This is a genomic window from Streptomyces sp. NPDC054887, assembly GCF_053610585.1.
Window position 1 is genome coordinate 14,398 of sequence record NZ_JBSGYQ010000053.1, and the last position, 24,336, is coordinate 38,733.

Annotated in this window: 24 protein-coding genes, 1 tRNA gene and 1 pseudogene; 13 read left to right on the top strand and 13 right to left on the bottom strand. The window is 69.2% G+C overall.

Annotation, left to right across the window (positions count from 1 at the left end; genetic code table 11):
- Positions 1 to 42: 42 nt before the first annotated feature.
- Positions 43 to 1,368: a hypothetical protein gene (locus ACWGH0_RS25875; RefSeq protein ID WP_453406632.1), complete on the bottom strand. Its 1,326-nt coding sequence runs from the start codon at positions 1,366 to 1,368 to the stop codon at positions 43 to 45.
- Positions 1,361 to 3,400, bottom strand: coding sequence for a CHAT domain-containing protein (locus ACWGH0_RS25880; RefSeq protein WP_453406633.1), 2,040 nt, complete (start codon positions 3,398 to 3,400; stop codon positions 1,361 to 1,363). The genes ACWGH0_RS25875 and ACWGH0_RS25880 overlap by 8 nt, the downstream gene beginning before the upstream one ends.
- A gap of 177 nt (positions 3,401 to 3,577) precedes the next feature.
- On the opposite strand from ACWGH0_RS25880, the gene ACWGH0_RS25885 reads away from it, so the two are divergent.
- The 4 genes from ACWGH0_RS25885 (at position 3,578) to ACWGH0_RS25900 (ending at position 6,159) form a co-directional block, all read left to right on the top strand.
- Entirely contained in the window at positions 3,578 to 4,219 is a 642-nt protein-coding gene (locus ACWGH0_RS25885) for a Crp/Fnr family transcriptional regulator (protein ID WP_453406634.1), read from the top strand.
- Positions 4,220 to 4,337: 118 nt separating this feature from the next.
- Positions 4,338 to 4,889: a hypothetical protein gene (locus ACWGH0_RS25890; protein ID WP_453406635.1), complete on the top strand. Its 552-nt coding sequence runs from the start codon at positions 4,338 to 4,340 to the stop codon at positions 4,887 to 4,889.
- A 138-nt stretch (positions 4,890 to 5,027) separates the two neighbouring features.
- Complete coding sequence (locus ACWGH0_RS25895; protein WP_453406636.1) at positions 5,028 to 5,162, top strand: hypothetical protein; 135 nt, start codon at positions 5,028 to 5,030, stop codon at positions 5,160 to 5,162.
- 82 nt (positions 5,163 to 5,244) lie between these two features.
- A complete protein-coding gene (locus ACWGH0_RS25900) occupies positions 5,245 to 6,159 on the top strand; it encodes a hypothetical protein (protein WP_453406637.1) in 915 nt (304 codons plus the stop codon).
- A 532-nt stretch (positions 6,160 to 6,691) separates the two neighbouring features.
- Here the strand turns inward: ACWGH0_RS25900 and ACWGH0_RS25905 are convergent.
- Positions 6,692 to 7,219, bottom strand: coding sequence for a hypothetical protein (locus ACWGH0_RS25905; RefSeq protein ID WP_453406638.1), 528 nt, complete (start codon positions 7,217 to 7,219; stop codon positions 6,692 to 6,694).
- Between the two features lie 335 nt (positions 7,220 to 7,554).
- Positions 7,555 to 7,965 (bottom strand): WhiB family transcriptional regulator, encoded by a 411-nt coding sequence (locus ACWGH0_RS25910; RefSeq protein WP_453406639.1) that lies wholly within the window; start codon positions 7,963 to 7,965, stop codon positions 7,555 to 7,557.
- 385 nt (positions 7,966 to 8,350) lie between these two features.
- Between ACWGH0_RS25910 and ACWGH0_RS25915 the strand changes: the two genes are divergently transcribed.
- Together ACWGH0_RS25915 and ACWGH0_RS25920 are read left to right on the top strand one after the other, a co-directional pair.
- Positions 8,351 to 8,863: a hypothetical protein gene (locus tag ACWGH0_RS25915; RefSeq protein WP_453406640.1), complete on the top strand. Its 513-nt coding sequence runs from the start codon at positions 8,351 to 8,353 to the stop codon at positions 8,861 to 8,863.
- Positions 8,864 to 9,156: 293 nt separating this feature from the next.
- Entirely contained in the window at positions 9,157 to 9,903 is a 747-nt protein-coding gene (locus tag ACWGH0_RS25920) for a hypothetical protein (RefSeq protein WP_453406641.1), read from the top strand.
- A gap of 528 nt (positions 9,904 to 10,431) precedes the next feature.
- Here ACWGH0_RS25920 and ACWGH0_RS25925 read toward each other — a convergent pair.
- Positions 10,432 to 11,202, bottom strand: a pseudogene (locus ACWGH0_RS25925) (MFS transporter); the annotation flags it as partial.
- A 666-nt stretch (positions 11,203 to 11,868) separates the two neighbouring features.
- Between ACWGH0_RS25925 and ACWGH0_RS25930 the strand changes: the two are divergent.
- Positions 11,869 to 12,675: a pyridoxal-dependent decarboxylase gene (locus ACWGH0_RS25930; protein ID WP_453406642.1), complete on the top strand. Its 807-nt coding sequence runs from the start codon at positions 11,869 to 11,871 to the stop codon at positions 12,673 to 12,675.
- Between the two features lie 170 nt (positions 12,676 to 12,845).
- On the opposite strand, the gene ACWGH0_RS25935 is transcribed toward ACWGH0_RS25930, so the two are convergent.
- A tRNA-Ala gene (locus ACWGH0_RS25935) sits at positions 12,846 to 12,919 on the bottom strand.
- Positions 12,920 to 13,162: 243 nt separating this feature from the next.
- Here ACWGH0_RS25935 and ACWGH0_RS25940 point away from each other — a divergent pair.
- From ACWGH0_RS25940 to ACWGH0_RS25950, 3 genes are all read left to right on the top strand, one after another.
- On the top strand, positions 13,163 to 13,549 hold the full coding sequence (locus ACWGH0_RS25940; protein WP_453406643.1) for a nuclear transport factor 2 family protein: 387 nt from the start codon (positions 13,163 to 13,165) through the stop codon (positions 13,547 to 13,549).
- A gap of 547 nt (positions 13,550 to 14,096) precedes the next feature.
- Entirely contained in the window at positions 14,097 to 14,429 is a 333-nt protein-coding gene (locus ACWGH0_RS25945) for a hypothetical protein (RefSeq protein ID WP_453406644.1), read from the top strand.
- 513 nt (positions 14,430 to 14,942) lie between these two features.
- Entirely contained in the window at positions 14,943 to 15,479 is a 537-nt protein-coding gene (locus ACWGH0_RS25950) for a DUF4240 domain-containing protein (protein ID WP_453406645.1), read from the top strand.
- Positions 15,480 to 16,444: 965 nt separating this feature from the next.
- Here ACWGH0_RS25950 and ACWGH0_RS25955 read toward each other — a convergent pair.
- Positions 16,445 to 16,879 (bottom strand): VOC family protein, encoded by a 435-nt coding sequence (locus tag ACWGH0_RS25955; RefSeq protein WP_453406646.1) that lies wholly within the window; start codon positions 16,877 to 16,879, stop codon positions 16,445 to 16,447.
- A gap of 163 nt (positions 16,880 to 17,042) precedes the next feature.
- Between ACWGH0_RS25955 and ACWGH0_RS25960 the strand changes: the two genes are divergently transcribed.
- Positions 17,043 to 17,216, top strand: a complete 174-nt coding sequence (locus ACWGH0_RS25960; RefSeq protein ID WP_453406647.1) for a hypothetical protein — start codon at positions 17,043 to 17,045, stop codon at positions 17,214 to 17,216.
- A gap of 76 nt (positions 17,217 to 17,292) precedes the next feature.
- Here ACWGH0_RS25960 and ACWGH0_RS25965 read toward each other — a convergent pair whose 3' ends face one another.
- Positions 17,293 to 18,051, bottom strand: coding sequence for a hypothetical protein (locus ACWGH0_RS25965; protein WP_453406665.1), 759 nt, complete (start codon positions 18,049 to 18,051; stop codon positions 17,293 to 17,295).
- A gap of 908 nt (positions 18,052 to 18,959) precedes the next feature.
- Here ACWGH0_RS25965 and ACWGH0_RS25970 point away from each other — a divergent pair.
- Complete coding sequence (locus tag ACWGH0_RS25970) at positions 18,960 to 19,241, top strand: metal-sensitive transcriptional regulator (protein ID WP_010358257.1); 282 nt, start codon at positions 18,960 to 18,962, stop codon at positions 19,239 to 19,241.
- A 113-nt stretch (positions 19,242 to 19,354) separates the two neighbouring features.
- Here the strand turns inward: ACWGH0_RS25970 and ACWGH0_RS25975 are convergent, their stop codons facing one another.
- The 4 genes from ACWGH0_RS25975 to ACWGH0_RS25990 form a co-directional block, all read right to left on the bottom strand.
- Entirely contained in the window at positions 19,355 to 19,930 is a 576-nt protein-coding gene (locus tag ACWGH0_RS25975; protein WP_453406648.1) for a rhodanese-like domain-containing protein, read from the bottom strand.
- 136 nt (positions 19,931 to 20,066) lie between these two features.
- Positions 20,067 to 20,810 carry a sulfite exporter TauE/SafE family protein gene (locus tag ACWGH0_RS25980; RefSeq protein ID WP_453406649.1) on the bottom strand — a complete coding sequence of 248 codons (744 nt, stop codon included), beginning with the start codon at positions 20,808 to 20,810 and terminating at the stop codon, positions 20,067 to 20,069.
- Positions 20,807 to 21,172 (bottom strand): rhodanese-like domain-containing protein, encoded by a 366-nt coding sequence (locus tag ACWGH0_RS25985; RefSeq protein WP_453406650.1) that lies wholly within the window; start codon positions 21,170 to 21,172, stop codon positions 20,807 to 20,809. The genes ACWGH0_RS25980 and ACWGH0_RS25985 overlap by 4 nt, the downstream gene beginning before the upstream one ends.
- A 36-nt stretch (positions 21,173 to 21,208) precedes the next feature.
- Positions 21,209 to 22,573: an MBL fold metallo-hydrolase gene (locus tag ACWGH0_RS25990; RefSeq protein ID WP_453406651.1), complete on the bottom strand. Its 1,365-nt coding sequence runs from the start codon at positions 22,571 to 22,573 to the stop codon at positions 21,209 to 21,211.
- A gap of 341 nt (positions 22,574 to 22,914) precedes the next feature.
- On the opposite strand from ACWGH0_RS25990, the gene ACWGH0_RS25995 reads away from it, so the two are divergent.
- On the top strand, positions 22,915 to 23,718 hold the full coding sequence (locus tag ACWGH0_RS25995; RefSeq protein ID WP_453406652.1) for a HEAT repeat domain-containing protein: 804 nt from the start codon (positions 22,915 to 22,917) through the stop codon (positions 23,716 to 23,718).
- Between the two features lie 373 nt (positions 23,719 to 24,091).
- Here ACWGH0_RS25995 and ACWGH0_RS26000 read toward each other — a convergent pair whose 3' ends face one another.
- The gene (locus ACWGH0_RS26000; RefSeq protein ID WP_453406666.1) at positions 24,092 to 24,331 is read right to left on the bottom strand and encodes an FG-GAP repeat protein; all 240 of its coding nucleotides are present in this window, start codon (positions 24,329 to 24,331) and stop codon (positions 24,092 to 24,094) included.
- Positions 24,332 to 24,336: the final 5 nt, after the last annotated feature.

Below are 24,336 nucleotides of genomic sequence, written 5' to 3' on the forward strand. Positions count from 1 at the left end.
TTGTCGGGGCTTCCGGGGTGAGGGTTCCGACCCCGTTGTGGATCAGTCTGTGCGGACTTTTCGTGCGGTGTCTCCGCTCCACAGCCATGCGGTGGCTTGGTACCCCTTGGCCACGGCGAGAACTTGTGTGAAGGCTGATTCGTCGAAAGGACTTCCAACAGGGGTACCGTCGCGCAGGGCGCGGTCGTCGACGGGACCGCGGTCGGCGATTGCATATCCGGGGCGGAAGACGTTGTCGTACAGCCAGTCGGAAATCGCCACGACGAGGTCGGCTTTCTCGTCGTTCTCCAGAGCATCCCGCAGCTGTCGGCTGTCGACCAGGCGACAGAACCTCACCACCGTGGGGCCGGAAAAGCCGAGCGCCGAGCGAACGACAGGCCCGATGTCGCACGCCATACGGCATCGGATCCTGTTCGCGTGACCACTGTTGTCCCTGGCCAGATGTTCGGCCATGCCAGTCATCAGCCGGGGAAGGAGATCGACGCAGTCCGTTTCGGCAGGCAGGACCACGTTCATGCCGTCGCCTGTGGGCTGGACGTCTGTCCGCTCATCGGCAACACCGGCCTCGTGCAGTACTTGGCGGACGAGGTGGGCCATTCGTGCCTGGACCTCGTTCTGCAGAGGGCCGGAACGGGTGCTGTAGCCCTGGACGTCGAGGGCGAAGCCGAGCCTGATCTGACGCCGGCCAGTGGCGTCAGCCGAGGTCCGACGGAGTTCGGGGGGCTTGCCTAAGGGAAGCTGGACGACGAACGCTGCGGGTCTGCCCTTCGGCGAGAACCCCATGTCTTGGAACGGTGTCAGTGCGTAGGCGGCGTCGGACCGTACTTTCAGTTCACGCAGGCCGGAGGGGACCAGCAGGAGGAGCCAACCGCTGCGCGAGCCAACGGGGATCCCGTGGGTGTCCCCTGTGTGGCGCCACCGCACTGAGGTGCTGCCGATTCCGAGCGCCTCGATGGTCGGTGTGAGCGCCGGAACGACAAGGTCGTTCATCACCATGTCCCCGGAGCAGCCGGTCCGGGAGATGGCGTCGGGATTGGCGATGAAGGCGAGATGTCTGGTCACTGCGTAACTGCGGGCGGGTTCGGGCAGGCCGACGGCCCTCGGCACCATGTCGGTTACGTACACTCCGCTGTCCTCGAATGTGAACCCGAACTCTATCCACCGTGGCGGTGAGGTGAAGGGACGTAGGACCAGGTCGGTGTTCACTTTGATGACGTAGACGTCATGGTCGCGGAAATCTGCGGGCACCGGCGTGACGGCATGGATCTGCCAGCCCTGAAACTTGACGGCGCCGATGTCGACCTCTTGGGGAGCCGTGTCGAAGGAACGGCTGCTGTCGTCGACGAGGACAAGGTCCACCTCAGCCACGTGGTCCACGCAACCCCCTCCGGCGTCTGGCCACTCCACGGCAGTGACGGTGCTGGGACGGCACAAGGGCAAAGGGGCGAAGGGTGTGGGCAGGAACGCCGAGACAGACGAACGCGGCCCAGTGCCGAGGGTGTAGTCCTTGCGACCAAGCCTTCCTCTGCGCTTGCTGAAGCGCGTGCGCCGGCGAGGCGCCGGCGGCCAGACGGCTGTAGAACTCCTGCATCACCGTGCGGGTTGTTCCGTCCGGAACGCGCCACAGACTCATGACGACGACTTTGGCTCCGGCCTGGCGGAAGGCATGACCAGCCGACCAGGGCACATCGCCCGCCCCGACCGCGCCGAGACCGGTCTCGCATCCGCTGAGTACGACCAGAGCCGTATCTTTTAGAGAGAGTCCGGCGATGTCGGATCCTAGGAGCAGACCGTCACCCGGTTTCGGCAGGCCCTCACCTGCGGATGCCCAAAGCGCCGCGTTGGCCAACGCCACTCCGCAGCGATGCCACGGCTTGTCCGAGCGCGTGAGGAGCTCAAATCCGTGGAATCGGCCGAGGTGGTTGACCTCGAGGCCCCTGCTGGAGACTTCCCGGCGGCGGACGGCGAAGGCGTGGGTGGCCAGATGCAGAACCCGCGGCGATCGGGCATTGCGCAGCAGCAGGTCGGTGGCGTCGAGGCCCGTCGTGACGCCGACTCCGAGGAGTGATGCCACGATCTTCCCCTCCTCGCGGGCGTGCGGAAGCGGCGTGAATACGGTCCGATTCCGTTTGCCGTCCGGTGCTCCAAAGGCCGGGTCCGCGACGACCAGGGGATCCCCGGTGCCGACCGTCAGCGAGTCGTCCGTAGTCGGTTCCAGACCGTGGTTGACGAAGGTAAGGGTGGCATCGGTCAGCCATGGGCTGCCGTCGGCCTTGGGCAGAGCGGCGAACGGTGCCAGCCACAGCTCGGAATCGGGAGCGACGATGACTCGGCGAGCCCGGGAAACGAAGGGGCGCAGTGGCTCGAGTACGGCTGCGGCCAGAGCACGTGAGGCCCGACCCCTCCCGTTGGCGGGCGGTTCCGGGAGATGGGAAGAGTCGAGGTTTTCGGCCTTGCCGACCGATGCCTGCAGTCCGTACAGGCGATGCAACTGCTCCTGTGGAAACGTACTCGCGCCGTTGTTGAGGTCCCACATCAGCTGCCGGAACGAGACGGCGTCGATGGTGACCGTGTGCTCAATGAGCTGATGCGAGCGGCTGTAGGTCACCTGCATCTGTGCGGTCACGGGTGGCCCGTCAGACCCGTCGTCCTCGGCTTCGAACAGGCGACGCATCTCTGCTACGGGCATGGAGAAGCAACCGCCATGATAGGAGGCCAGACCGGACATTTCCTCCCGCACGTCTGCAACGCAGTCGTCGATCTCTTTGGCGGGCCCGACGTCGACGAGAGTGACCCGCCGGTCGTAGGCCCCGCCCCCGAGGGCGAAGCACGCGTACCTGTCGGGCAGTTGTCCCGCCGATCCCGGCGCAGCGGTGAAGTCGTAAGGCGTGTAGCGCAAGAACTCCAGGAGGACGCCATCGGCCGGCAGCCGGCTCCGGGTCTCCGACAGGCGGGGAAGGATCGGGCCGGCTCGCGGCGGTTCGACTTTGGTGAGTGCAGCCGTGATCGCCTTCCAGGTCATGACCTGCCGCATGGCCGCAGCGGTGATCTTCGGGTTGGACGCCATCAGCGCCAAGGACACGGACAGGCTCACCGCTTCGCCGAGCCAGGACGCGGCAAGCCGCCGCACCTCCAGCGAGCCCCTGTAATCGCGATACGCGTTGGCGGCCACCACGAGGAAGGAAGATCGGAAAGAGACGGCGGCTTGTTCGAGCTTGCCGCGGGCAACGCGGACCTTGCCCAGCTTCTCCAGACAGGTGGACCGCCGGAGGTCCTCCACGGGGAACAGGCCGGCAGCTTTGCGAAGCGCGATCTCCGCCTCAATCAGCGCATCCCGGCCGCTCAATTCGACGCCGTACTGCAGGAGTCGAGAGGCACGGTCGGCCACACCGTCGTTCACAATCCCTCCCCCTGGCGCTGGACGATCTGCGGTAAGGCAGAAGTGTCCGATTGCACCGAAGTCCTGTCATAGCGTAGTCGAAGGGATACAGCCAACGGGCGCTAACGAGAGGAGGCGTTGGCCTTGTCGAGCTCCAGCACATCTGGCCGGCGTGGACCGTGGCCACCTAACAGCCTGATGTACGCACTTCCCGCCGAAGCCGGAGATGCTCTGCTCGCTCTCGGGTCCCGGCGCCGCTACGCGAGCGGGCAGCAATTGCTGACGGAAGGGGACAGCACCACACATGCGATCCTGCTCGTCGACGCGTCCGTCAAGGTCAGTGCCACGACCGCCGACGGCCGGTCGACGCTGCTGGCAGTACGCCACAGCGGCGATCTGGTCGGAGAGATGGCGGCACTCGACGGGCGGCGACGCGTGGCCACGGTGACGGCTGTCGGTGCTGCAAAAGTCCAGGCCATTTCCCAGCAGGAGTTCCGGGATTTCCTGCACCGGCACCCACTGGCATTGGCCGCCGTCAGTCAGCAGGTCGTCGAGCGGCTGCGGGCCGCCACACGACGGCGGGTCGACTTCGCTGGCGTACCCGTACAGGTGAGGCTGTGCCGGGTATTGGCGGAGTGGTGCGAGGAGAACGGCGGCCGCGCTCCCTGCCGTGTCGCGCTCACGCAGTACGAGTTGTCCACGCTGATAGGAGCCGCCGAGGTGAGTGTCAGCCGTGCCCTGCGCGCGCTCGCCCAGGACGGTGTCATCCGCACGGGATACCGGTGGGTGGAGATTCCCGACTGCATCGCGATCCGGCAGCTGGGGAGCAGGAGTCCGTAGTCGCCACCGCACCGCATCGCCGCGATTCCGTCTTCTGATGGAGACGGCGAGCCCAAGGAACCGGCAACCTCATGTCAGCGATCAGGAAATCTGCGAATGCCGCTGCCAGGGAGGGCTGATGGGCGCAGAAGATTTTGGACCACTGGGTAGCTCCTTCGAGTTCATCCATCGAAACCTCGACTCCTTCAAGATCAAGCAAGAGGTCGACAAGCGGGGCATCCATGGGTACATCGACCACTGTGCCCGCCTGGCGGCGGCCACGGGTGTCGCTGCCGGGTCCGGCGGAGGCCTGACGCTGGCACTGGGCATTCCGGCGGACATCGCCAACACCGTGGCCCAGCAGTTCAAGGTCACCCTGGCGGTGATCTACCACCGCACCGGCCGGTACGCGGTCAGCTTCGAGGAGTTCATGAAGATCGTCGCGTTGTCGGTCGGCGTGGAAGCCAGCGCCAAGGGCCTGGAGTACCTGGTCATCAAGGTGGCGCAGGAGGTGCTGAAACGGCTGAGCGCCCGCGTGGTGGGCCGGCTCATCCCCTTCGTGGGGGCCGTCGTGGGAGGAACCTTGAACTACGCCTTCATCAAGGGGACCGGATCGTCTCTCCTCGTCTTCGCCGACGACATCTTCGACGACCGCACGGACGGCGGATCGGGGTCGCTCACGGCCGCATAGACCCGGCCAAGGCAACCCCGCTGCACCTGCGACGGGGCAACCGCTATCCGGCTTCCGTTCGCACCTCATCGGCACAATTCGGGATCACCAGGAAAGAGAGGCAGTCATATGAACACCGATCGACTCGATGACGCACCCGTGACCAGGGAGAGGCAGCTCCCCCCGAGTCTCTACGACACGATGGCCGAGGCCGTCGACTTCGCCGACGTTCCGGGCAGGACGACGACCATGTCGGTCGAGACAACGGACAATGACCCGTTCACCCTCAGCTGACGGGGTATGCGCTGTGGCACGGGCAGTAAGCGAATCCTGCGGCGCTGTGGGCCGCCGTCACGCCGGCCCACGCACCCCAGTGGTGATCATCGGTGAGGAATCCGATCCGCACGTACGTGAGGTGGCGGACCGCATTTCCTCGCGACGCCCGTTGGTCATCCTCGACGCGGCCGGTGTCCAGCGCATCCCGTTCGTGGTCTCTGCAACCCGGCTCGGCGTGGAGACCGCGAACGGTCACGGAGCCGCCCGCCTCCAGGACGCCCACCGTGGCTGGATCCGGCGCCCCGCGCCGGCCGACTGGGACGTTGGAATGAGATGGGGAAGCAAGCAGGCCGCGGTGCAAGGCGCATGGCGCACGCTGCTCGTGGCGCTGCTGCGCAACCCCGCCTGCGAGTGGCTGACGTCCTTGGACGCGTTGCTCGCCGCCGAGAACAAGATCGTGCAATGCCGGACCGCCACTGGGGCAGGTATCGATGTGCCGCCGCTGATGGTCACCAACGACGCGTCCGAAATGTCGTCTTTGCCAGGACATCTCATCGCCAAACCCCTCGGGCCCCCGCTTTACTGGCTTGAGCAGGGCGATCCGCGGATCGTCTTCGCGGCCCCCGTGAACGCGCAGGACCCGTCGGTCGCAGAACTCCTGGCGGGCGCACCCTTCATTTTGCAAGAACGCGTCAGGGCCGTACGGCATCTGCGGGTCGTGACGGTGCGCGACGAGGCCTGGGCCTTCCAGATCCCGGCAGAAGGCGTCCCCCTGGACTGGCGCAGGAGCGCCGCCGCTCACACATCGTGGCGGCCATTGAAGGCACCGGACATCGAACAACGAGCAGTCGACCTGTCGGCGGCCATGTCCGTCAGGTACTCCAGCCAAGACTGGATCGAGACAGCGAGCGGCACGTACTTCATTGATCTCAATCCCGGCGGGCAGTGGCTCTTTTTGCCCTATCCCGAGGCGTCGCAGATATCTGCCGCGATAGCCGACTGGCTGCAGGGCTGAAGTTCCCCGCCGCCGGTCGGTCGCCCAGTCGGCTGACCGGCAGCTCGCCACAGCCGACGTACCAGACCTCGAGATGGGTGACTCCGCCTGGATCGTAGTGCGGCAGCAACCCGGCCGAGTCGACCAGATGCGCGCCACCGCCTCATGAAGGTCGTTGCCGGCCGGGTTCGCCTGGCTGTCGTGGCGCTCGACCACGGCGAATCCGGCTCATGGGATCAGGTCCGCAAGATGCAGTTGAGGGAGGCCCCCAGAGGCGCCGCTGTGCGCACCAGGCCGCGGGCTGGAGGATGGATACCCAGCGGCCCAACTGGCACCTGTTGCAGGACGAGAAGCGCGAGCGCCGGGCAGAGCAAGGGATTGGCCCCGCCCAACAGCCTGCGGTCCCGGCTCAGACGCAGGGGCGCCGAGTCGGCGGTGGGGGCTCCGAGCAGGCTCCTTTCGCCCACGCGAATTGCCAACCGAGCTGCAGCGGCTCGAGAGCGGCGGACACGGCCACGACGCCCCTTGCTAGCGGGCTGAAGAACCTGCCGCGTCAGAGGTCGATGACGGCCCAGAGGCGGCGGCCGTCGGGCGCGGTGTCGGTGCCGCAGCTGGACACAACGGGGATGGCGCTCAACGCGGTGAGCACGTCGTCGCCCGCGCACTGCTGTCCGGCCGCCAGGGCAGGTTGGTGGGACAGGGCGACGATGCAAGCCTGCCCGTCCTGGTCGGAGAGATGGACACTGATACGGCGGCTGCCGTCCTCGAGGCCCCCGCCCACCAGCTTGGCGATGACGGTGGCGACGTCTCCCCTGTCCGGACGGTGGCCCCACCGCTCGAGCTGGTCCAGGACCCGGCGCCGAGCTGTTGCGACCGTCCAGGGGGCGGCTTCCATCGCCCAGTTCACCCCGCGCCGGTTGCGCATAGCCACCCCGCGCCGTGCCGTTGTGGCCAGCGGGGCGCCGGGCGGGGCCTGGTGCTCGGGGCGCGGCGAGCTGATGGGCTGCTTCGGTGGGGGTGGGGTCTTCGGCGGGTGGTCCGGCGTGCGGTCGGCGGCGTCGGTGTGCGTACGCGGTGCCATGGGCTCCCCGGAGATGCGACGGCCCGCCAGCCGCCCGGAGAGTTCAGCGTATGGCCGACGGGGTGCCGCGGTGGTGGAGTTCGGTGCGGCTGCACTCTTCCGGTCGCTGCCGGTACGCTCTGCAAGGCCCTGTGGAGGCGCCCGTGCGGCCCCTGGGGCATCTCCCAGGCGCCCCATAGGGGCGACTTCCTCGCCTGGCACGGCTGGTTCACGCGCTGGCCCGCCCGTGCCCTCTGCGTTCACGCTTCCCACTGTGGGCATGAGGGGAGCCCAATCCAGCTCACGGTGCCCTGTCTGGTCGGCTGGGGTGGCCGCCCCCAGTGGCGGTAACGGGTCTAATAGCCGCCGCCGAAACCACCGCTGAACCCGCCGCCGCTGTATCCGCTGCCGAAGTGACCGCCGACACCGCCGTAATCGCTGCCGGAGGGTCCGCGTCCGTGGCCCGGGCCGGTTTTGCTGGCTCGGGACTGCTCGTGGGCGCACTGCGCCGATTGCAGTACCTGGCGCCACGATGTCACGTGGGGTCGGCGGCGCAGCAGTGCTCTGCGCTCGCGTTCGGTCATGCCGCCCCAGACGCCGAACTCGATTCGGTTGTCGAGGGCTTCGGCCAGGCAGGCGATGCGGACCGGGCATCGGGTGCACACCGTCTTGGCCCGGTTCTGGCGCGCGGCGTCTGCGAACAGGTCTTCCCGGTCGGAGGTGCGGCAGGCTGCGCCCGCACTCCACTGGGCACTCGAACTCGTCATCTTGTCCCCTCCCCCATCAGCTCGTCTCAGTCACGAGCCTATGCTGCGACCGGGAGCACCACTCCCCCGGTGTTGGGTGTGGAGCGGTGCACCACCGGGGTTGGTGGCCTGGCTGCCATGTCCCCGTGGGGGTGCAGATGGTGCGGGAAGTCCACTACGGCCACCCGGGGGTGGGTAACATCCGGCGGCAACAACCAACCACGTACGAGGAAAGTGAGTTGCTCTGGCCGAGAAGCCGGAGAGCACCCCGATCCAGAGCAGGTATGCGGAGCAGTATGCCGCCGATCTCAAGGCGAACCGTGAGGAGCAAGCCGAGCTGCGGGGGCGTCTGAAGCAGCTGCAGAGCGATGAGAAGTGGCTGGTGGCGCAGTCGCAGAACGCACCAGTGGCCGAGGAGACCGACGATCCGGCCGAGGCCGGCGCACCGCAGGTTGTGCCGCAGCCGCGGCAGGAAGGGAAGGCGACCGCTGCTCCTGCCGGTGCAAGGAAGCGGACGGCGCGCAGCAAGGCGTCGGCCAAGGGGGCGGCCGCTCCGAAGAAGAAGGCCACCGTTACCAAGGCGCCCGCGAAGAAAGCGGACACGGCAGTCGCCAAGACGCCTGCGAAGAACGTTGAGTCGCCGTTGCACGAGGTGGTTCTGCGCATCCTGCTGACCCAGCCCGGGCACCCTCACCTGGCCCGCGAGGTCCACACCGAGCTCTCGGAGAAGTACGGCCGGTCAACGTCCGTGCAGGTCGTGCGCAACAGCCTGGAGAGCGTCAAGAAGGGCACCGTGGACAAGGAGAACAAGCAGAACTCGGTGATGTACACCGCGCCCGCACCCGCGGACACCGACGCCTCCACGGCTCCCGAGCCGGCCGCCGAGAAGGCAAAGGAGAAGGTCGCGGCAGGCGCCTAAGGGCTGCCTACAGGTTCCCGCAGAGGCGGCCCTGCACCGAGCCTGTGCCGCCTCCAGCTGGCCGTGGCCGGCGCGGGACCCGTCGGGTCGCCGCGCATGGCCAGACGCGGGCTGCAGGAACTGTTCGTGGTTCGTTGCGGTCTTTGTCGGTGCGCAGAGGCGGCGTTGCTGTGGTCGGGAGCTTGGCCACATCGTCCGTGGCGTGGGCCTGCGGCACCACGGGGCCTGTGCCAGCGAACCCGCTAGTGAGAATTGGGGCGACGTGCGCCGGCGGCGCGTTCGACAATCCTCCAATGACTGATGGCGAGCATGGCCTTGCCCTTCGCGTTGTTGTTCCTTCCCCGGCGCGCAGGGGCGGGAGCGTGGAGGTGCGGGCGTTGGTTGACGGCAGGGACATCCTGGCCGACGCGTTCACAGGAGGTCGGGGCCAGGAGCCCGAGGACGTCCTGCTGCCGGGCGGGCCTCTCCTGGCTACGTCGGAGCCGCACGAGGTGCGGCTGGCCGAGGCATCATGCACCGAAGGGTGCTGCGGCGCTCTGTATGTGACCGTGCGACGCGACGGCGATCATGTGCTGTGGGACGGGTGGCGCAGTCCTGCCGAGGACGACGTCGACCTGCCAGGGTTCCGCTTCGAGGCTCACGAGTACACAAGAGAAGTCGAGCGGGCCACTGCTGACCGCAGCTGGGAATGGCCGGCGCGCACCGTTGCACGGCTGCTGGAGCAGCACCTTGGAGAGCGCGCTGACCGGCTCGCCCGGTGGGAGTGCGAACTGGGCGCCGTGTCCGCATGGCCCTGGGAGCCCGACCAGGTCAACGTCTTCCTCTTCCATCCAGGCCGCTCGGCGATAGGCCAGGACCGCCCCTGGCTGCAGTTTCGACGAATCCTCGCGCTCTGCGGTGACGAGGCGGCGACCCAAGCCGAGCTGTTCGCCGAGCAACTCCTCGCAGCCGACCCGCGCCAGGCGTTCGAGGTCTGCGGCGGCTCAGCCGAGTTCGCGCGGCAACTCGGCTACCCCTGGCCGCCGCGTCGCACAGCCTGAGCCCACGAAACACGGTGGTGCTCACCGGGTCTGGGTGCGGGGCGTAGGGCCGGGGCCGCGTGCGGGATGTCTGTTGGCGTGTGGGCCGAGGGCGTCGTAGGCGTCGTTCGGGGGGTGGAAGGCGGGGGTGCTGGTGTGGTGAGCGAGGCCTCGTTGTGCCCTGCCCGGGAGCGCTCGCGCGGGTGATGGCGTCCAGCCGGGCGAGGTCCACGGGTCCGATCGTGGGAGCGGGGGTGCTGGCTTGGGTGTGGGCTGTGGCTGCTTCGGTGGCTGTGATGGTGCCGTGAGTGTGAAGGATGTCGGCCACGGCGAGCAGGGCAGGCCAGTGGTCGTCCAGCAGCCGCACCGTTTCCGTGCGCGCCGTTCGCAGCTGGGTGGGGGCAAGGTGGTAGGCGGCGAGGTGCTCGAAGCCGTGTGTTGCCGCGGCGGCTGTGGCGGCGAGGCAATCTAGGGTGGCCAGGATCAGCTCGTGCAGCCACCGGTGCTGGGCAGGTATCCCGCGTGGAGGACGACGGCCATTGCGCGGGCTCATGTCCAGCTCATCTCGGTGAATTCGGCCGTGTAACGGCCGTCGGTCGTCGTGGTGTTCCCGACGGAGCTTTGGATCAGGGCAGCGTCTTGGTCGTGCAGGGCGCCGGGCAGGACGGCCAGGGCGAGGATCACCAGCGGCGGAGCGGGGGTGAGGAGGGGGAGCCAGCAGGCGGCGTATCCGGCGGCCAGCAGGACGAGGTGACGGGGAGTGGGCGCGGTGGTGGGCTGGTAGCGGGCGGAGAGGATGCCGCCGGCGAGTCCGGCGGCGGAGAAAACGGCGGGCAGGGCGCCGGCCAGCCAGGCGGCGTGATGGTGGTCGGCGGCCGCGATGCCGGCGACGTCGAGGGCGCCGATCGTGGCGCCGAAGAAGACCAGGGCCGCCAATAGGGGGCGCACGGCGGGCGGGCGCAGCGCGCCGAGCCGGTCCCGGCGGCGCGGTGCGCCCCGCCACGAGCGGGGAGGACGCGTGGTCGAGAAGGCAAGGGTTCCGGCGAGAGTGGCGGCCGCGGCCAGGGCGAGGGCCGCGTTCGGGGAGAGATAGGCCGCCGTGGCGATGGCGAGAGCGGGGCCGGTGACGTAGACGATCTCCTGGGTGGAGGAGTCCAGCGTGTAGGCGGTGCGGACGTGTGCGGCGTCCGGCAGCAGAGTCGGCCACAAAGAGCGCAGGCCGCGCTCCAGAGGCGGGCACCCCGCACCGGCCAGTACCGCGCACATGGCCGCGAAGAGCAGGTTGTGGGTGCCGAGAACGGCGAGGGCGCCGAGCGCTGCTGCGACGAAACCCGCTCAACAGGGCGGACACGCGGTCACAACGCCGCTTCATGAGACGACGCCAGGGCACGGAAGCGAGAGTCAGCAGCTGCCGTCGGCCAGGTCAAGGTCACCAGGAGCAGGGGTTTGAGCGGTCCACGGTGCGGGAGGGGAAGGTAATTGTGTGCTGCTTCCTCCCGCCCGGCGGTGCGCGCACCGGCTGCGCGGCCACCGCTGTCTCGGGTGGCCGTAGATGGGCTGAGACACCCGCCGTGCCGATGCCCGTAGAGCCGATGAGATGTGCGCGATATCCGACCCGTTCCCGTCCGGGCGGCCCTGGCCATCGGGGCGCAGCCGTCCGATGCGGCGGCCGACACCGACCGTTTGCTGTAGCTCGTCCAGACGCTGCGTGAGGAGGGGCAACGGGTCCTCGGGTTTCCCGGCAATCTCGACTTCCGGTTGGAAGACCTGGCTCCGCTGCTGGGCGTCTTCTGCAACAACGTGGGCGACCCTGACTCCCCGGATGCCTTCAACGTGGGGGCCCAGGCGTATGAGCGGGCGGTGGTGGAGTGCTTAGCCGCTGCCGCCGGTGCGGGGGTGGATGAGGTGTGCGGATACGTGGCGTCGTCGAGCGAGGCAATCCTGCATTCCCTGGCCACGACCCGCCGGGCTTTGCCGTCTGCCTGCGTGTACGCCTCGGATCAGGCGCACTACAGCGTCAAGCGGGCCTGCGATTTGCTGGGGATGGAGCTGGTGACGGTGGGGTCGCTGCCCGAGGGCACGATGGACACCGAGGGGTTGAGGATCCAGTCGTTGTTCCGGCGCCGTTTCCGCCCCATGTTGGGGAAGGGCCCGGGTGCGATCGTGGTGGCCACGTGCGGCACGACCCTGCGCGGCGCGGCCAATGACATCGTCGCCCTGCGCAAGGCCGCCTCGGTGGCCGGGGCGGTGTACGTGCACGTCGACGCGGCGGGCGGGGGCCTGGTCGCCGCGCACAGCGATCCGGTGCCGAACTGGTCGTTCGCACAAGGCGCGGACTCGGTGAACATCTGCGGCCACAGGGTCCTCGGTCTGCCCGTGCCGGCGGGCATCTACCTGGTGCGCCGCGATCTGCTGCCCGCACAGGACGGGGGCGAGTACGTGGCCGCCAGCGACCGCACGGTGGCCTGCTCCCCCAGCGGGCTGGCCACTGTGCTGCTATGGGCGCGCCTGCGGGCATTGGGGCGCACCGGCATGGCGGCGCTCATCCGGCGTTGCCAGGACGCGGCCCTCTACCCGCACATGCGGCTGGAGGAGGCCGGTACGCACCCGGGTCTCTTCCCCGGCTCGCTGACCGTGACGTTCGACCGGCCCCCGGGGTGGGTGGTGGACAAGTGGCACCTGGAGTGCACGGGGTCGCTGGCGCGCATCGTCACCGTCGGGCATGTCACGCGGGCGGCGCTCGACGCGTTCGTCGCCGACGTTGGCGCCGCCCGGCTGGCGGTGGCCCCGTGACCCCCGCCGTTGCTCTGTACCGCCGGCTCGAGCCGGAGCCGGGGGTGGGTGATCCGGTGGGCCACGCCCCGCAGTCGGTACCCAACCTGTCGACCGGCTGCCGGAGTTGTTCGCCAGCCTGCCGGGCACTTTCACGGAAACGTGGTCTGCCGGCATGGGTTGGAGTGGGATGAGGCTGGCCGGATTCGAACCGGCGTCCTCCCACATGCGGTGAAGGCGCGACAACCACTGCGCTACGAGCCCCATCCCGCCCCCGATCATACGGGCAACCCGCATGCAGCCGCAGTTGTTCGCCAGTGCGCCCGGCGGTGGCGCGATCAACCTTGTGCGCTGGCCGATGTTCTCGGGCGAAGTCGCCTACCAGGGTCCCTGGTTCACTCTCGTCAAGGGCCGGGGGCGCTTGACCACGCTGCGCCCCTGTCTTGGGAGGTTCTCGTGTACGCAGCCGGGTTGCGATGTCCCTGACCGCCTGGATGAGAATTGGTGCATGAGCGGAGAGACCAACGACGTAAGCGAAGCGATCGCCGGTGAGCTGCGCCTGATGGACCCCGGAGTGCGTATGTCGCCGTCGCTGGCCCGGCAGCTTCTCGACCCGCACTTCGTAGAGGTCGGCGTCTCGGGCCGGCGGTGGACTCTGGAGAAATTGCTCGCCGAGCTGCCCGTGATGGACGGTGCGGCCAAGGACGGCCCGCGTTATGAACCCTCGGCGATGGTTGGCGTCCTGCTGGCGCCGGGGCTGGTGCACGTCACCTACGAGACCACGATCGGCGGGGACCGGGCACGACGCAGTTCGCTCTGGCGCAAGCACAGTGCGGGAGCCACCTGGCAGTTGTACTACCACCAGGCGACACCGGTCGGGCCCCAGGGCATGTGACCGAGGAGCTTCTTCGTTGACAGGGCGTCTCCTGCCCGAAGGCCGGTGGCCGAGCTTGCACACCATGCAGCCATGGGGCCGCACGGCCGGGCTGACGAAGGGCCTGACGATCGCGCGGTGCTCGAGGCGACCGGGCCATGCAGGCTGCCACACGTGACGCGATGGGGTACTGACCGGCGGAATCACGGAAGTCGTGCCAGAGCCTCCACTTCGGGGGCACCGAGGCTTCGAAAGGTCAGCGATCTGAGACCGTGTACGACGCAGCGGCCAGTATCGCCAGATGGTGCCGGTCTGCCAACGTCGCACCCACTTCCCGAAGCCCCACGCCTGGACGCCGGGCACCCGGGGTGGCGCCTACATCGGCGACCATCCATCCTTACGTCGGCAGGGACCAGTGGTCAGCAGCTGCCGGAACGACAGCCCGCCACGGAAAGATCTATGTCGACCCGTACACGAAGAACTACAAGTACTGAAGTTTCTCCCCACAGAGAGCAGCCGAACCAAAGATGAAGTTCCGGATCTACCGAATCAAGCCGGAGTGGTACTGATGCCATCAGCGGCGACACTGCGCAAAACGTTCCAACTCTCCACCCGTGGATTCTGGTTCGTCACCGTGGAGGCGATCTGGGCCCTGCTCATCGCCAGGAGCCTGTGGACCTGGCGCGACGATGCCTACGTCTTCCTGGCGAACGTTCCCTACATGCCCTGGCTCAGCATAGGGGTGACGGCTTCCGTCGTGCTCAGTCTGGTCCTACTCTCGCGCGACCACATATGGCTACGACGGCTCGGCTGGGCGCTGACCGTCGTGCGCTTGTGTGTGCTGCCCTTGATAGCCCTCGAATGGCATCCAACGATGTCACCGTTCATCTCTTTGTGGTGATCCGCTGAGGGCGGCGTCGAAGTACACCACGACGAGCAGCAGCCGGACCAGGCCCCGTCTACCGCTCAGCCGCTGGCGGACTGATCTCGGCTCAGAGCCCCAGTTGCAGTTGTCCTTCTCCGAGCTCCGTACTGGGTGCACAAAGACACGGCGGCCGCGCCCCAGCGGAACTCCGTTCACGTTCGTAGCTGTCAGCCCCCGCAATCCAGCCGCCCCGAATCTCGCGTTCGGGGCGGCTGCCGCGTTGACGGGAAGGTTGACGGTGCCCCGGATTCCCCCCATCGCCTACGTGGGCCTGCTGGGGGACGCTGAGCCTTGCCGTCCTTTTCGAAGCCGGGGGCCTGCCCGTGTGTGACGCCGCGGACGTCCTTGCTTTGGGACAGTGGATGTGCGAGCGGAACGGATTGCCGCGGTCGTCGACAGCCAAGCCGGTGCTCGGCTGTCACAGAGGTCCGGGTACAGGCGACTTCGGGTCCCTCTCGTTGTCCGACCCGGGTGCCATGCTGTGCCGTCATGCATACCGAACAGTTTTGGGACCTCATCGAACAAGCTCGTGTCCAGGCCGTCGATTCCTGCGATGCCGACGACGTGGCAAATCAAGCCACCGCGCTGCTGGCGACCTGTGAGCCCCGGGAGATCCTCGACGCCCAGCAGATTCTGTGGGATCTCATGGCCGCCTCTTATCAAGCCCCGCTGTGGGCTGCGGCCTACCTCATCAACGGCGGATGCTCCGACGACGGCTTCGACTACTTTCGCGGGTGGCTGATCGCGCAGGGCCGCACAGCCTTCGAACAGGCCGTCGCGGACGCCGACCGCCTCGCGGAGCTGCCCGCTGTTAACGCGGCAGCAACCGAAGGAATGGAGCTGGAGGGCGAGCAATCCCTGAGCATCGCCTGGGACGCCTACCAGAAGGCAACCGGTACGGATCTGCCCGACGGTGCCTTCACGATCGACTATCCCGCTCTCGATCCCGCCTGGGACTTCGACTTCGGCAACCACGCCCAAGTGGCCGCCCTTCTGCCCCGGCTCGCGGTGCTCTACCCACAATGACCGGCCAGCCGGGCACCTGGTCCGTCAAAGCCCCGGCCGCTTATCAGCGGGTCGAAGGCCGGTGGTGGGGTTGGGGTGTGCGGGGGTGAGGTGGGCGAGGCCGGAGGCGGGAGGGCCCGGGCGGCGGAAGGGCGGGCTTGGATGCGGGCGTGGGTGTACAGGTCGATGGCGTCGGTGAGGTGGTCCCATCCCTCGGCGTCAAGGCCTTGGGGGCGTGGTCCGAGGATGTCGGGCCCCGCGTGCTGGCGGCGCCGGTAGTCGGTGATGGCGGTGATCAGCCATGTCCAGGTGGCTGTTCGTCCTCGTCGTCTTCCCCGGGCGGGGTGATCTCCTCCATCCATGCCTCGGGCGGGCTCTCGCGGAGGACCACGGCCAACGCGCCGCGGGCCGGCTGTGCGTCGAGGGCGCCGTAGCTGGGCGGGGCTGCGCCCCCAGCCGGTCGCGCAGGGCCGGGTGGTCGGACAGCGGCCCCGCCGGCGGCGGGGAGTCGAGGTGGGCCAGGGCGGCGGCGAGAACCTGCACGGCGAATGCTCCGGGCGGCGGGGCGTGCAGTAAAGCAGTGCAGGAGTGTCCGGGGCGCAGGCAGGAAGTGGCGGGTGGGCGGTGCTGAATGCCGCTGGGAAGCTGGGCTTTGGCCGCCCCCGGGTGGTGGCAACCCGTCGGCCGGGGCGGTGCGGGCGGCGGGTTGGACCGGCAAGGGCCGTCGCCGCGGGCTGCCCGGATGCAGGCCCGGGACAGGGGGCGGGTCGCGAGGGCGGCCCGGGATCTGTGCCCGGCGGAAGCGACGCAGGGTCTGCGCCGGGGGTACGGGGCCCCCGCGCGGTAGAAGGGGTGCGCGGGGGCGGGAGGGGGCTGGTGTGCGGCCGGCGCCGAATGTTGCTGGGCGGCGGGGTAACGCCGCCCTGGGCGTGAGGTGTTGGCGTATCGGGTGGAGTCCGGGGCCGGGTACCGATGAGCGTGCGGCCCTATCGGTTGCCGAAGTCGGGAAGGGTGATGGAGCCGTCCTCCGCGAGGGGGATCGAGGGATTGTGCGCGATCTCCCAGGCGTGGCCGTCGGGATCGGTGAAGGCACTGGAGTAATACCCGATGGCGTTGATAGCCGCGGGTTTCGTGATGGTCCCGCCGGCCTCCTGCACTGCCGCGAGCAGGGCATCGACCTCAGCCTGGGAGCGGACGTTGTGTGCCAGGGCGATGCCGCCGAAACCGGCCGCCGTGCCGGGCTCCAGGCCGCAGTCCTGGGCGAGTCTGCCGCGATCCCACAGGACGAGTCCCAGGCCGCCGGCCTGGAAGAAGACGGTCTCTTCGACTTCTTGTCCCTGCCAGCCCAGGGCTTGATAGAAGCTTTTGGCGCGGGCGAGATCCGAGACCCCTAGCGTGATCAAAGTGATGCGTTGTTCCATGCGCTTACGGTAGTTGCCTGGTGATGCCAACCATGCCTTTTACAGCAACACCACGCGCTCCAGGCGTCTTCGGTGCCCCGCTGGATGGGCTTGAGCCGGTTGTCTAGGACGGCCTCTTCGGCCCCGAAGTACCGGGGTGTTCTGGCCCCAGGTGAGGAACGGATTGTTAGGGGCACTGGACCTGGCCGACCTCGCCACCGTGAAGCGGGCTCTGGCCGAGCTCGGCTACGTGAGCGTCCCCGAGGAACTGTTGGAAAGCGACTACGAGGGCCCCAGCGCACTCAAGCACTTCGCAGCGCGGCCCACCTGGTGGACGCGGTTCTTCGGCAACATGTGACCCGCCCGCCGCCGTCCTCTCGCGGCCCGATGGGGTACCCCTTCGGATAGCCGGGTGGCGGCGTGGTGAAGCCGGCTCAGTAGGCGTGGTCGGGCCAGTGCGGGTCCTGCCAGCGGGCGGGGCCGGTGAGCCCTATGAGCCGTATGCGGTGCAGCAGTTCCTCGGGAGCACCCTGGGCTCGAAGTCGTGCAGGGGCGTGATGGACCAACCAGGCTTCGAGCTCGGTGCGCAGGGCGGTCTCGTCTTCCCGCGTGTCCCAGGGCAGTTGGTCTCCCAGGAGGTCGTATTCCCAGCGAGCTGCCGCCTGGGCAAGGTGCTGGTCGGCGACGCGGTCCTTGTGCGCCTCCCAGGTGGTGAGCCACGGACCGAGCGTGGCAGAGGCCTCGACACACAACGCGAGGACTTCGTAGGCGGGGACGGCGGGGTTCGGTTCGGCGAGGGTATGGGCCCACCAGGCACGCAGGAACTCCCACACCGCCGCGCTCTGGTGCGCCGGCCAGTGTTGCCAGTGGCCGCGAGCGAACGCGTGCCCGACCTCGTCCATGCCGAACAAGGGCTCCACCTGGCCACTGACCAGTGCCCTGGCGAACTGGGGCAGGATACGGCGCAGCACAGCGCCGTGGTCGTTCCAGTCGGGCGCCGCCCAGGTGCGACGCAGCAGGTCCGGATCGAGCACCACGTCGGGGATCTTCAGCTGTGCGAGTTCTTGGGGGCTGCCCCAGTGGCATTCGCACTGGGTCTCGTCGCTGCGGGCGGTCGCTGCGCGGAAGGTGACGTCCAGGCAGTCCAGAGCACGGTCGAGGCGCAGCCGTGCGGGAGTGTCGTGAAGGTTCATCATGATCGGTCCGCCGTGAAGGGGGGCTCCGGAGGGTTTCCCCCAACCGAAGATCACCACTTTACCGGTCGCAACCCGTCATCGGCACCGCAGCCACCCGGCCCCCCATCATTTGGAATGGCCCGGGCAGCCCGTCACAAATCCAGCGCCAGGGCCCGTTCGTCCGTACGCGACTGTGCGCGTGCATGCGTACGCCGACAGGTGGTGCCCGGTGGCGGGGGTGCGGGCGGCGGGCTCCCCTATCGCGTCGGCGGGTTGAGGGCGGTGGGTTGGGACCGGCCGCGACCAAGCACAGGGGCTCCGGCCGCCGGCAGGCGGGTTGGGGGCACCGCGGTACGCCCCAGGGGCCTGGGGCGGGTAGGGCGTTCGGCGTGGAGGGCCCCCGGGGCTGCGGAACGTTGTCGATTGAGGCGGGGCTACGTGGTGCGGGTGCTGGGGGGCCGGCGGCAGGCGGGGGCGTCGGGTCAGGCGCGGCGCTGACAGGCGCCGGCACGCGCAGCGCCCCGCCCGTGGCGTGGGGGCGGGGCCGGGACCGGGGCTGGGGCCGGACGGTGCGGTTCAGAGCATGAGGCGCCCTTGGGTGAAGCGCATGTGCGGGGAGACGCGGCAGTCGGGAAGGATGCCGGAGACGATCGGGGCGGGGCGCCGGGGACATGCACGACCTGCACCTGGTCGGTCAAAGGTTTGACGGCCGTCCACAGGCCGTCGGAGACCTGGCCGAGGAGGGCCGCCCCGGGAGATCCATGATCAGCTGTTCGCCGGAGTGGTATCCGAGGTTGCTGTAGAAGACGCGGGCCTGATCGGCAGTGAGGGCAGTGGTGGTCGGAGCCGCAGGGACTTTCCTTTGCCGGGTTCGGGTTACCCCTTCGGTACGATACCCAAGGGGGTATCGCGAAGGAGTGTGGGTTGTGGAACTGGCGATGGCGGCTGAGGAACTGAAAACGGTGGTCAACCGGCTGCGCCGGGCGCAGGGTCAGATCGCCGGTGTGATCAAGATGATTGAGGAGGGGCGGGACTGCGAGGACGTCGTCACCCAGCTCGCCGCGGCGTCCAGGGCTCTGGACAAGGCCGGTTTCGCGATCATCGCCACGGGTCTGCAGCACTGCCTGACCGATGCGGACATGGCCGCTTCCGGTGACCGGGAGCAGATGCGTACTCGGCTGGAGAAGCTGTTCCTTTCTCTGGCCTGAGCTGTGGTGCCGCGGTGCCCGATCGCCCGCCCGGTTCGGAGCGGTTGGCCACATGGCCTGGCATATGAAAGGAGAGGGAGCCGGAGACGGGTCCCTCCCCTTTGTGATGTGGTTCAGCGGTTGTGCAGTGCGGCCAGCGTGCTGTCGAGGTCGGCGGCGCGGGGACGGTTGTGGGGGAGCTTGGCGAGCATGGCGGCCATGCCGCAGGTATTGGTCAGGGCGGAGAAGACCAGACCGCCCGCGATGCCGGCGGAGAGGAGCTGGAAGGCGGGGTGGACGACGAGCCCGAGCAGCAGGCCGAGCAGCACGATCACTCCTGCGGTCAGCCTCACCTGCCGCTCCATTCCCCAGGTGGCACGGGAGGCGCCCTGGGGGCGGTGGAGCTCGTGGCCGTCGGCCGCCCAGGCGCCGGTGCCTCCCGACAGGGTGGCGGCGGTGATGCCGTTCTCCGCGAGGGTCTTGCAGGCGTTCTCGGAGCGGGCGCCCGAGGCGCAGACGACCAGGACGTCGCCGCGGTCGGTGGCGTGACGGATGTCGGGCAGCGCGCGCCGGATCTGGTCGAGGGGGATGTTGAGCGCGCCGGGGAGATGGCCGCCGGCGTATTCGCCCGGGGTGCGTACGTCGATGATGGTCAGTTCGTGCAGGCGCGTGCGCGCCTCGTCGGTGGCGAGAGCCGTGGTTGTGGTCATGGCAGATGTCATCCTTGCGTGTCGGAGTGTGCTGGGCTTGATCTGGCGGGAGCTGGGCTGAGGGCGGTCTTGAGATGCGCGGCCGGCTGGAGAAGCCCTCCGGGTCCCTGGTCTGAGCCGTTGGCGGCGCTTGTGTTCAGACGATCACGTCAACGAGCATGAAGGCCGCCACCGCCAGCAGGACTCCGGCGAAGACCTTCTGAAGGGTGGTGCCGGAGATCTTCGTCGCGAGGCGCTTGCCGTCCCAGGCGCCGAGGATCGCGGCTCCGGTGAAGGGGCCGATGATCTCCCAGTGGAGCCCGCCAGTGGTGCCCGTGCGAGCGGCGAGCGCGGCCAGTGAGTTCACCGTGATGACGAGCAGGCTGGTGCCCACTGCCCGCCGCATGGCCAGTCCCAGGACGCTCACCAGGGCGGGCACGGCGAGGAATCCCCCGCCGACCCCCAGAAAGCCCGTCACGACGCCGAGTCCGGCACCGGCACCGGCCGCCGTGCCGGGACGGATCCGGTCCGGCGGCCCGGACGCGGACGGTCGCAGCATACGCAGGGCCGCCAGTGCGGCGATGCCCGCGAACGCAGCCGTCAGCACCGCTGCGGGCAGGCGCCCGGCGACAGCGCCGGCGAGGAAGGCGGGGACGATGCCCGCCGCGGCGAACAGCGCCCCTGTCTTCCATGCCACGTTCCCGTCGCGGGTGTGGGCGTACAGGGCGGTGGCGGAGGTGGCGGTGACGATGATCAGGCTGGCGGTGGTGGCGGCGGCCGGAGTGAAGCCGAGCAGGTATATCAGTGCCGGCACGGCAAGGACACTGCCACCGCCGCCGAGGGCTCCGAGGGCGAAACCGATGACGGCCCCGGCGATGAGGGCGAGAACGAGTACGGTCACGCTATCTGGCCGCTGTTCCCGCGTTCGTCGACGACCGGGTGTCCGGCGGCGGCCCACGCGTTCATGCCGCCCTCGACGTCTACCGCGTGCGCTCCGCGTTCGGTGAGGAGCTTCGCGGCCTGCTGCGAGCGCTGTCCACTGCGGCAGATCACCACCAGCGGACGGCCCTGCGCCTCGGCGGGCGGGGTGGCGCCGGCGACCAGTCTTGTCAGCGGTACGTGGACGGCGCCCGGGGCATGGCCCGAGTCCCATTCGGGCTCCTCGCGGACGTCAAGCAGAACGGCGTCAGGCCGGTCGCCGCTGGTACGGCTGCGTGCCTCGTCGACCGTGACACGGGGCCCGCTTCGGCGAAAGAGGAACATCACACGCTTCCTTCCTTGCGAGGGGAACGGCCGAACTCAGCCGAAGGCCAGGGGCAGCCCGGCATCCGTCGCGGCGTCGAAGCCGTCGTCGACGGCGACCACGTCCCGTCCGGCGGCATCGAGCAGGGAGGCGGCGATCGCCGCGCGCATCCCGCCCGCGCAGTGCACCCACACCGTCCCGTCCGGCACCTCGCTGATACGGCCGTGCAGCTCGTGGATCGGGATGTGGACCGAGCCGTCGATGTAGCCGCCTACGCGCTCCGAGTCCCGGCGCACATCCAGGACGACCACCTCGTCGCCGCGCTCGCGCACCTGGGCAAGGTCGGTGAAACGGGCACGCGGGAAAGAAGCGAGCTGCTCGCCCTCATGGACCCAGCCGGCCGGGTCGCCTGTAGCCGCGGCCGCCGGGCGGTCGATGCCCACCCGCGCCAGCTCCCGCTGCGCGTCGGCGATCTGCGCGGGGGTGTCGGCGAGCAGGGTGACCGGCTTGCCCCACGGGATCAGCCAGGCCAGGTAGGTGGCGAGCTTGCCCTCGGCCTCGAAGTTGAACGATCCGACCACATGCCCCTCGGCGAAGGCCATGCGGCTGCGCAGGTCCACCACCCACTCACCGGCGGCCAGCCGGGAGGCGATCTCGCCTGCGTCCGCACGCCTCGGCGGGGTGAGGTCGACTGGTGCGGGGCCTGCGGCGTTGGCCGGGCCCATGTGCGCGTAGTAGGCGGGCACGTCCTCAAGCCCGGCAAGCATCCGGGCAACGAAGGTGTCCACATCCAGAGTGAGCGCGTCATTGCTGGTGCGCTCCCTGCCGATCGTGGTCGCGTCCCTCTCGGCCGGGGTGGCAGAGCAGAAGCTGCCGAATCCGTGGGTGGGCAGCACCGGCACCTCGTCGTCCAGCTCGGCGGCCAGGCGGTGGGCGGAGGCGTGCTGGGCCCGGGCCAGCTGCTCGGTAAGCCGCGGCTCCACCAGGTCGGGGCGGCCCACCGTGCCGATCAGCAGCGATCCACCGGTGAACGCCACCACACCGCGCCCGTCCTCCTCCAGGACGTAGGAGGTGTGATGCGGGGTGTGCCCGGGGGTCGCGATCGCCCGCAGCACCAGACCCGCGTCCACGCCCGCAATGTCGCCGTCGGCGACCGCTGTGCGGGCGAAGGACACTTGCGCCCCGGCCGGCACCAGGTACCGGGCGCCGGTGACGCGGGCCAGCTCCAGGCCGCCGGTGACGTAGTCGTTGTGCACGTGGGTCTCCGCCACGTACGCGATGCGCACCCCGCGCCGGGCGGCTGCGGCGATCACCTGGTCGATATCGCGCGGCGGATCGATGACCACCGCGGCAGCGGGCCCGCCGGCCAGGTAGCTGCGGTTGCCCAGACCCTCGAACTCAAGGGTGTCGACGAAGAACACGGCTGCGGCTCCTCCACAAACAACGATGTACCCCCGGGGGTATTTAACACCAACCCTAACAGGGATACCCCAGGGGGTATTCCTTTGCCTCTGAGTGTCCTTGATATCCCCGAGTGCGGCATTGCCTACGCCGGGTACCCGGCGGGGTATCAAGGGAACCGGGTTTTCCGCCGCACCGAAGGGCAGCGCACCGTGTCCTACGACCGCACCGTCCGCCTGGCCGTCACCGACTTCGACGCCGCCACCGCCGCCGTCCGCAGGCCCTGGCCAACCAGGGGTTCGGCATCGCTCTCCATCATGGGCCGCGGAGGCCGTGGAAACCGGTCACCTAGCATCCGGCTATGGCGATGTTCGTGCACATAACCTCGGCGGCGAACGCGCCGCGCATCCGACGGGCCGGGATCCGCGCCGCGAGCTGCGGACAAGGCGGTACGCGCGGGGTGTACTGCTTTCCGGTACTGCCCTCGTACACCCTCACCCACCAGTGGCTGCGTGAGCTGGCCCGTTTCGGCAGCCGGGGAGGGCTCGTGGCCGTCCACGTGCGACTGGACGACGACCAGCACGTGCTGGTCGGGCGCTACGCCGACCGGATGCGGGACGCCCAGGCCGCCGTCCCAGCGGCCGAGGCGGTGCGGCGGATCGCCGTGTTGGACGATCCGCGGGGGTGGGAGGTGTTCGTGCCCCGGGCGATCCGCCCGCGTGAAGTGCACCGGATCCGCACCGCGCCACAGGTGGTGGGCTGGCGCTACCAGCCGGACGCGCACGGCGTGCGCCCCTGCACCTGCTACGGATGCCGGGTGCGCGGCGGGTACGGGGCGCGGCGCCTGCGCGAGCGGTTGCCGCACCCACTGGACGGTCCACCGCCACCGGCCAGAGCGCTGCTCGACCGGGTCACGGCAGCCGGCGAGCCCGGAGACCCGGCCGTGCTGCGGGAGACGCTGCACTGGTTCGCAATGCGCCGACGAGGCCCCCTGGCCCAGCTGGCCCGACTTGCCTCACATCCCGACCCCAGCGTGCGGGAAGAGCTCGTATGGGCAGTCGCCCGCTGGTCCACGCCCGGGGTCGCCGAACTGCTGAACACTCTCGCGAACGACCCGGACGCGGACGTCCGGGAAGCAGTCGAAGCTGTCCGCGAGACACAGTGATCACTGACACTCTTCGGGATGGGTCATCTGGCCGAGCCCGCACGCCCGACGCCTGCCCAGATCACATGCCTGACCACGGCCGGCGAGGACCGCGCCGCAGATGCTCAGTGCGCGCCGCCCCGGACACGGCTCAACCACTATGCGGCGGCCAGCGCGCTTGACGGTCCGAAGACATCGTCGAAGCGGTGGGCTCGCTCTGTGCGAACGAGGGGCCTGGGACGGGCTGCTTCCCGAGCTGCTGCCGCTGGTGGGCTGAGTGCAGGCCGGTCGGCCGACGGGCCGGGCGGGCCAGTTGCTGAGGGCACTTGGAGCGTGGCGAACTGGTGCCCTACGACGCGCCACCACTGCCCGGGGGGTGCCGTGCAGGGACGGGTCAGCGCGCCAGCCACGAGCCGAAGATGACGACCCTCTCCAGCGCGCCGAGCGCCTTGGGGCCGAACGATGTGATGCCGGTGACCGTCAAGCCACCGGCCGCGCCCCGCAGGTGCCAGGCGGCACCGGAGTCGGCGTAGGTGCCGTCCTCCAGGGGCGCGGTCGCCGTCAGGTCGGCCTTGCCGTCCTTGTTGGTGTCCGACAGCAGGACTTGGCTGCCGAACGTGTCCCTGTCTCGCAGGCGCC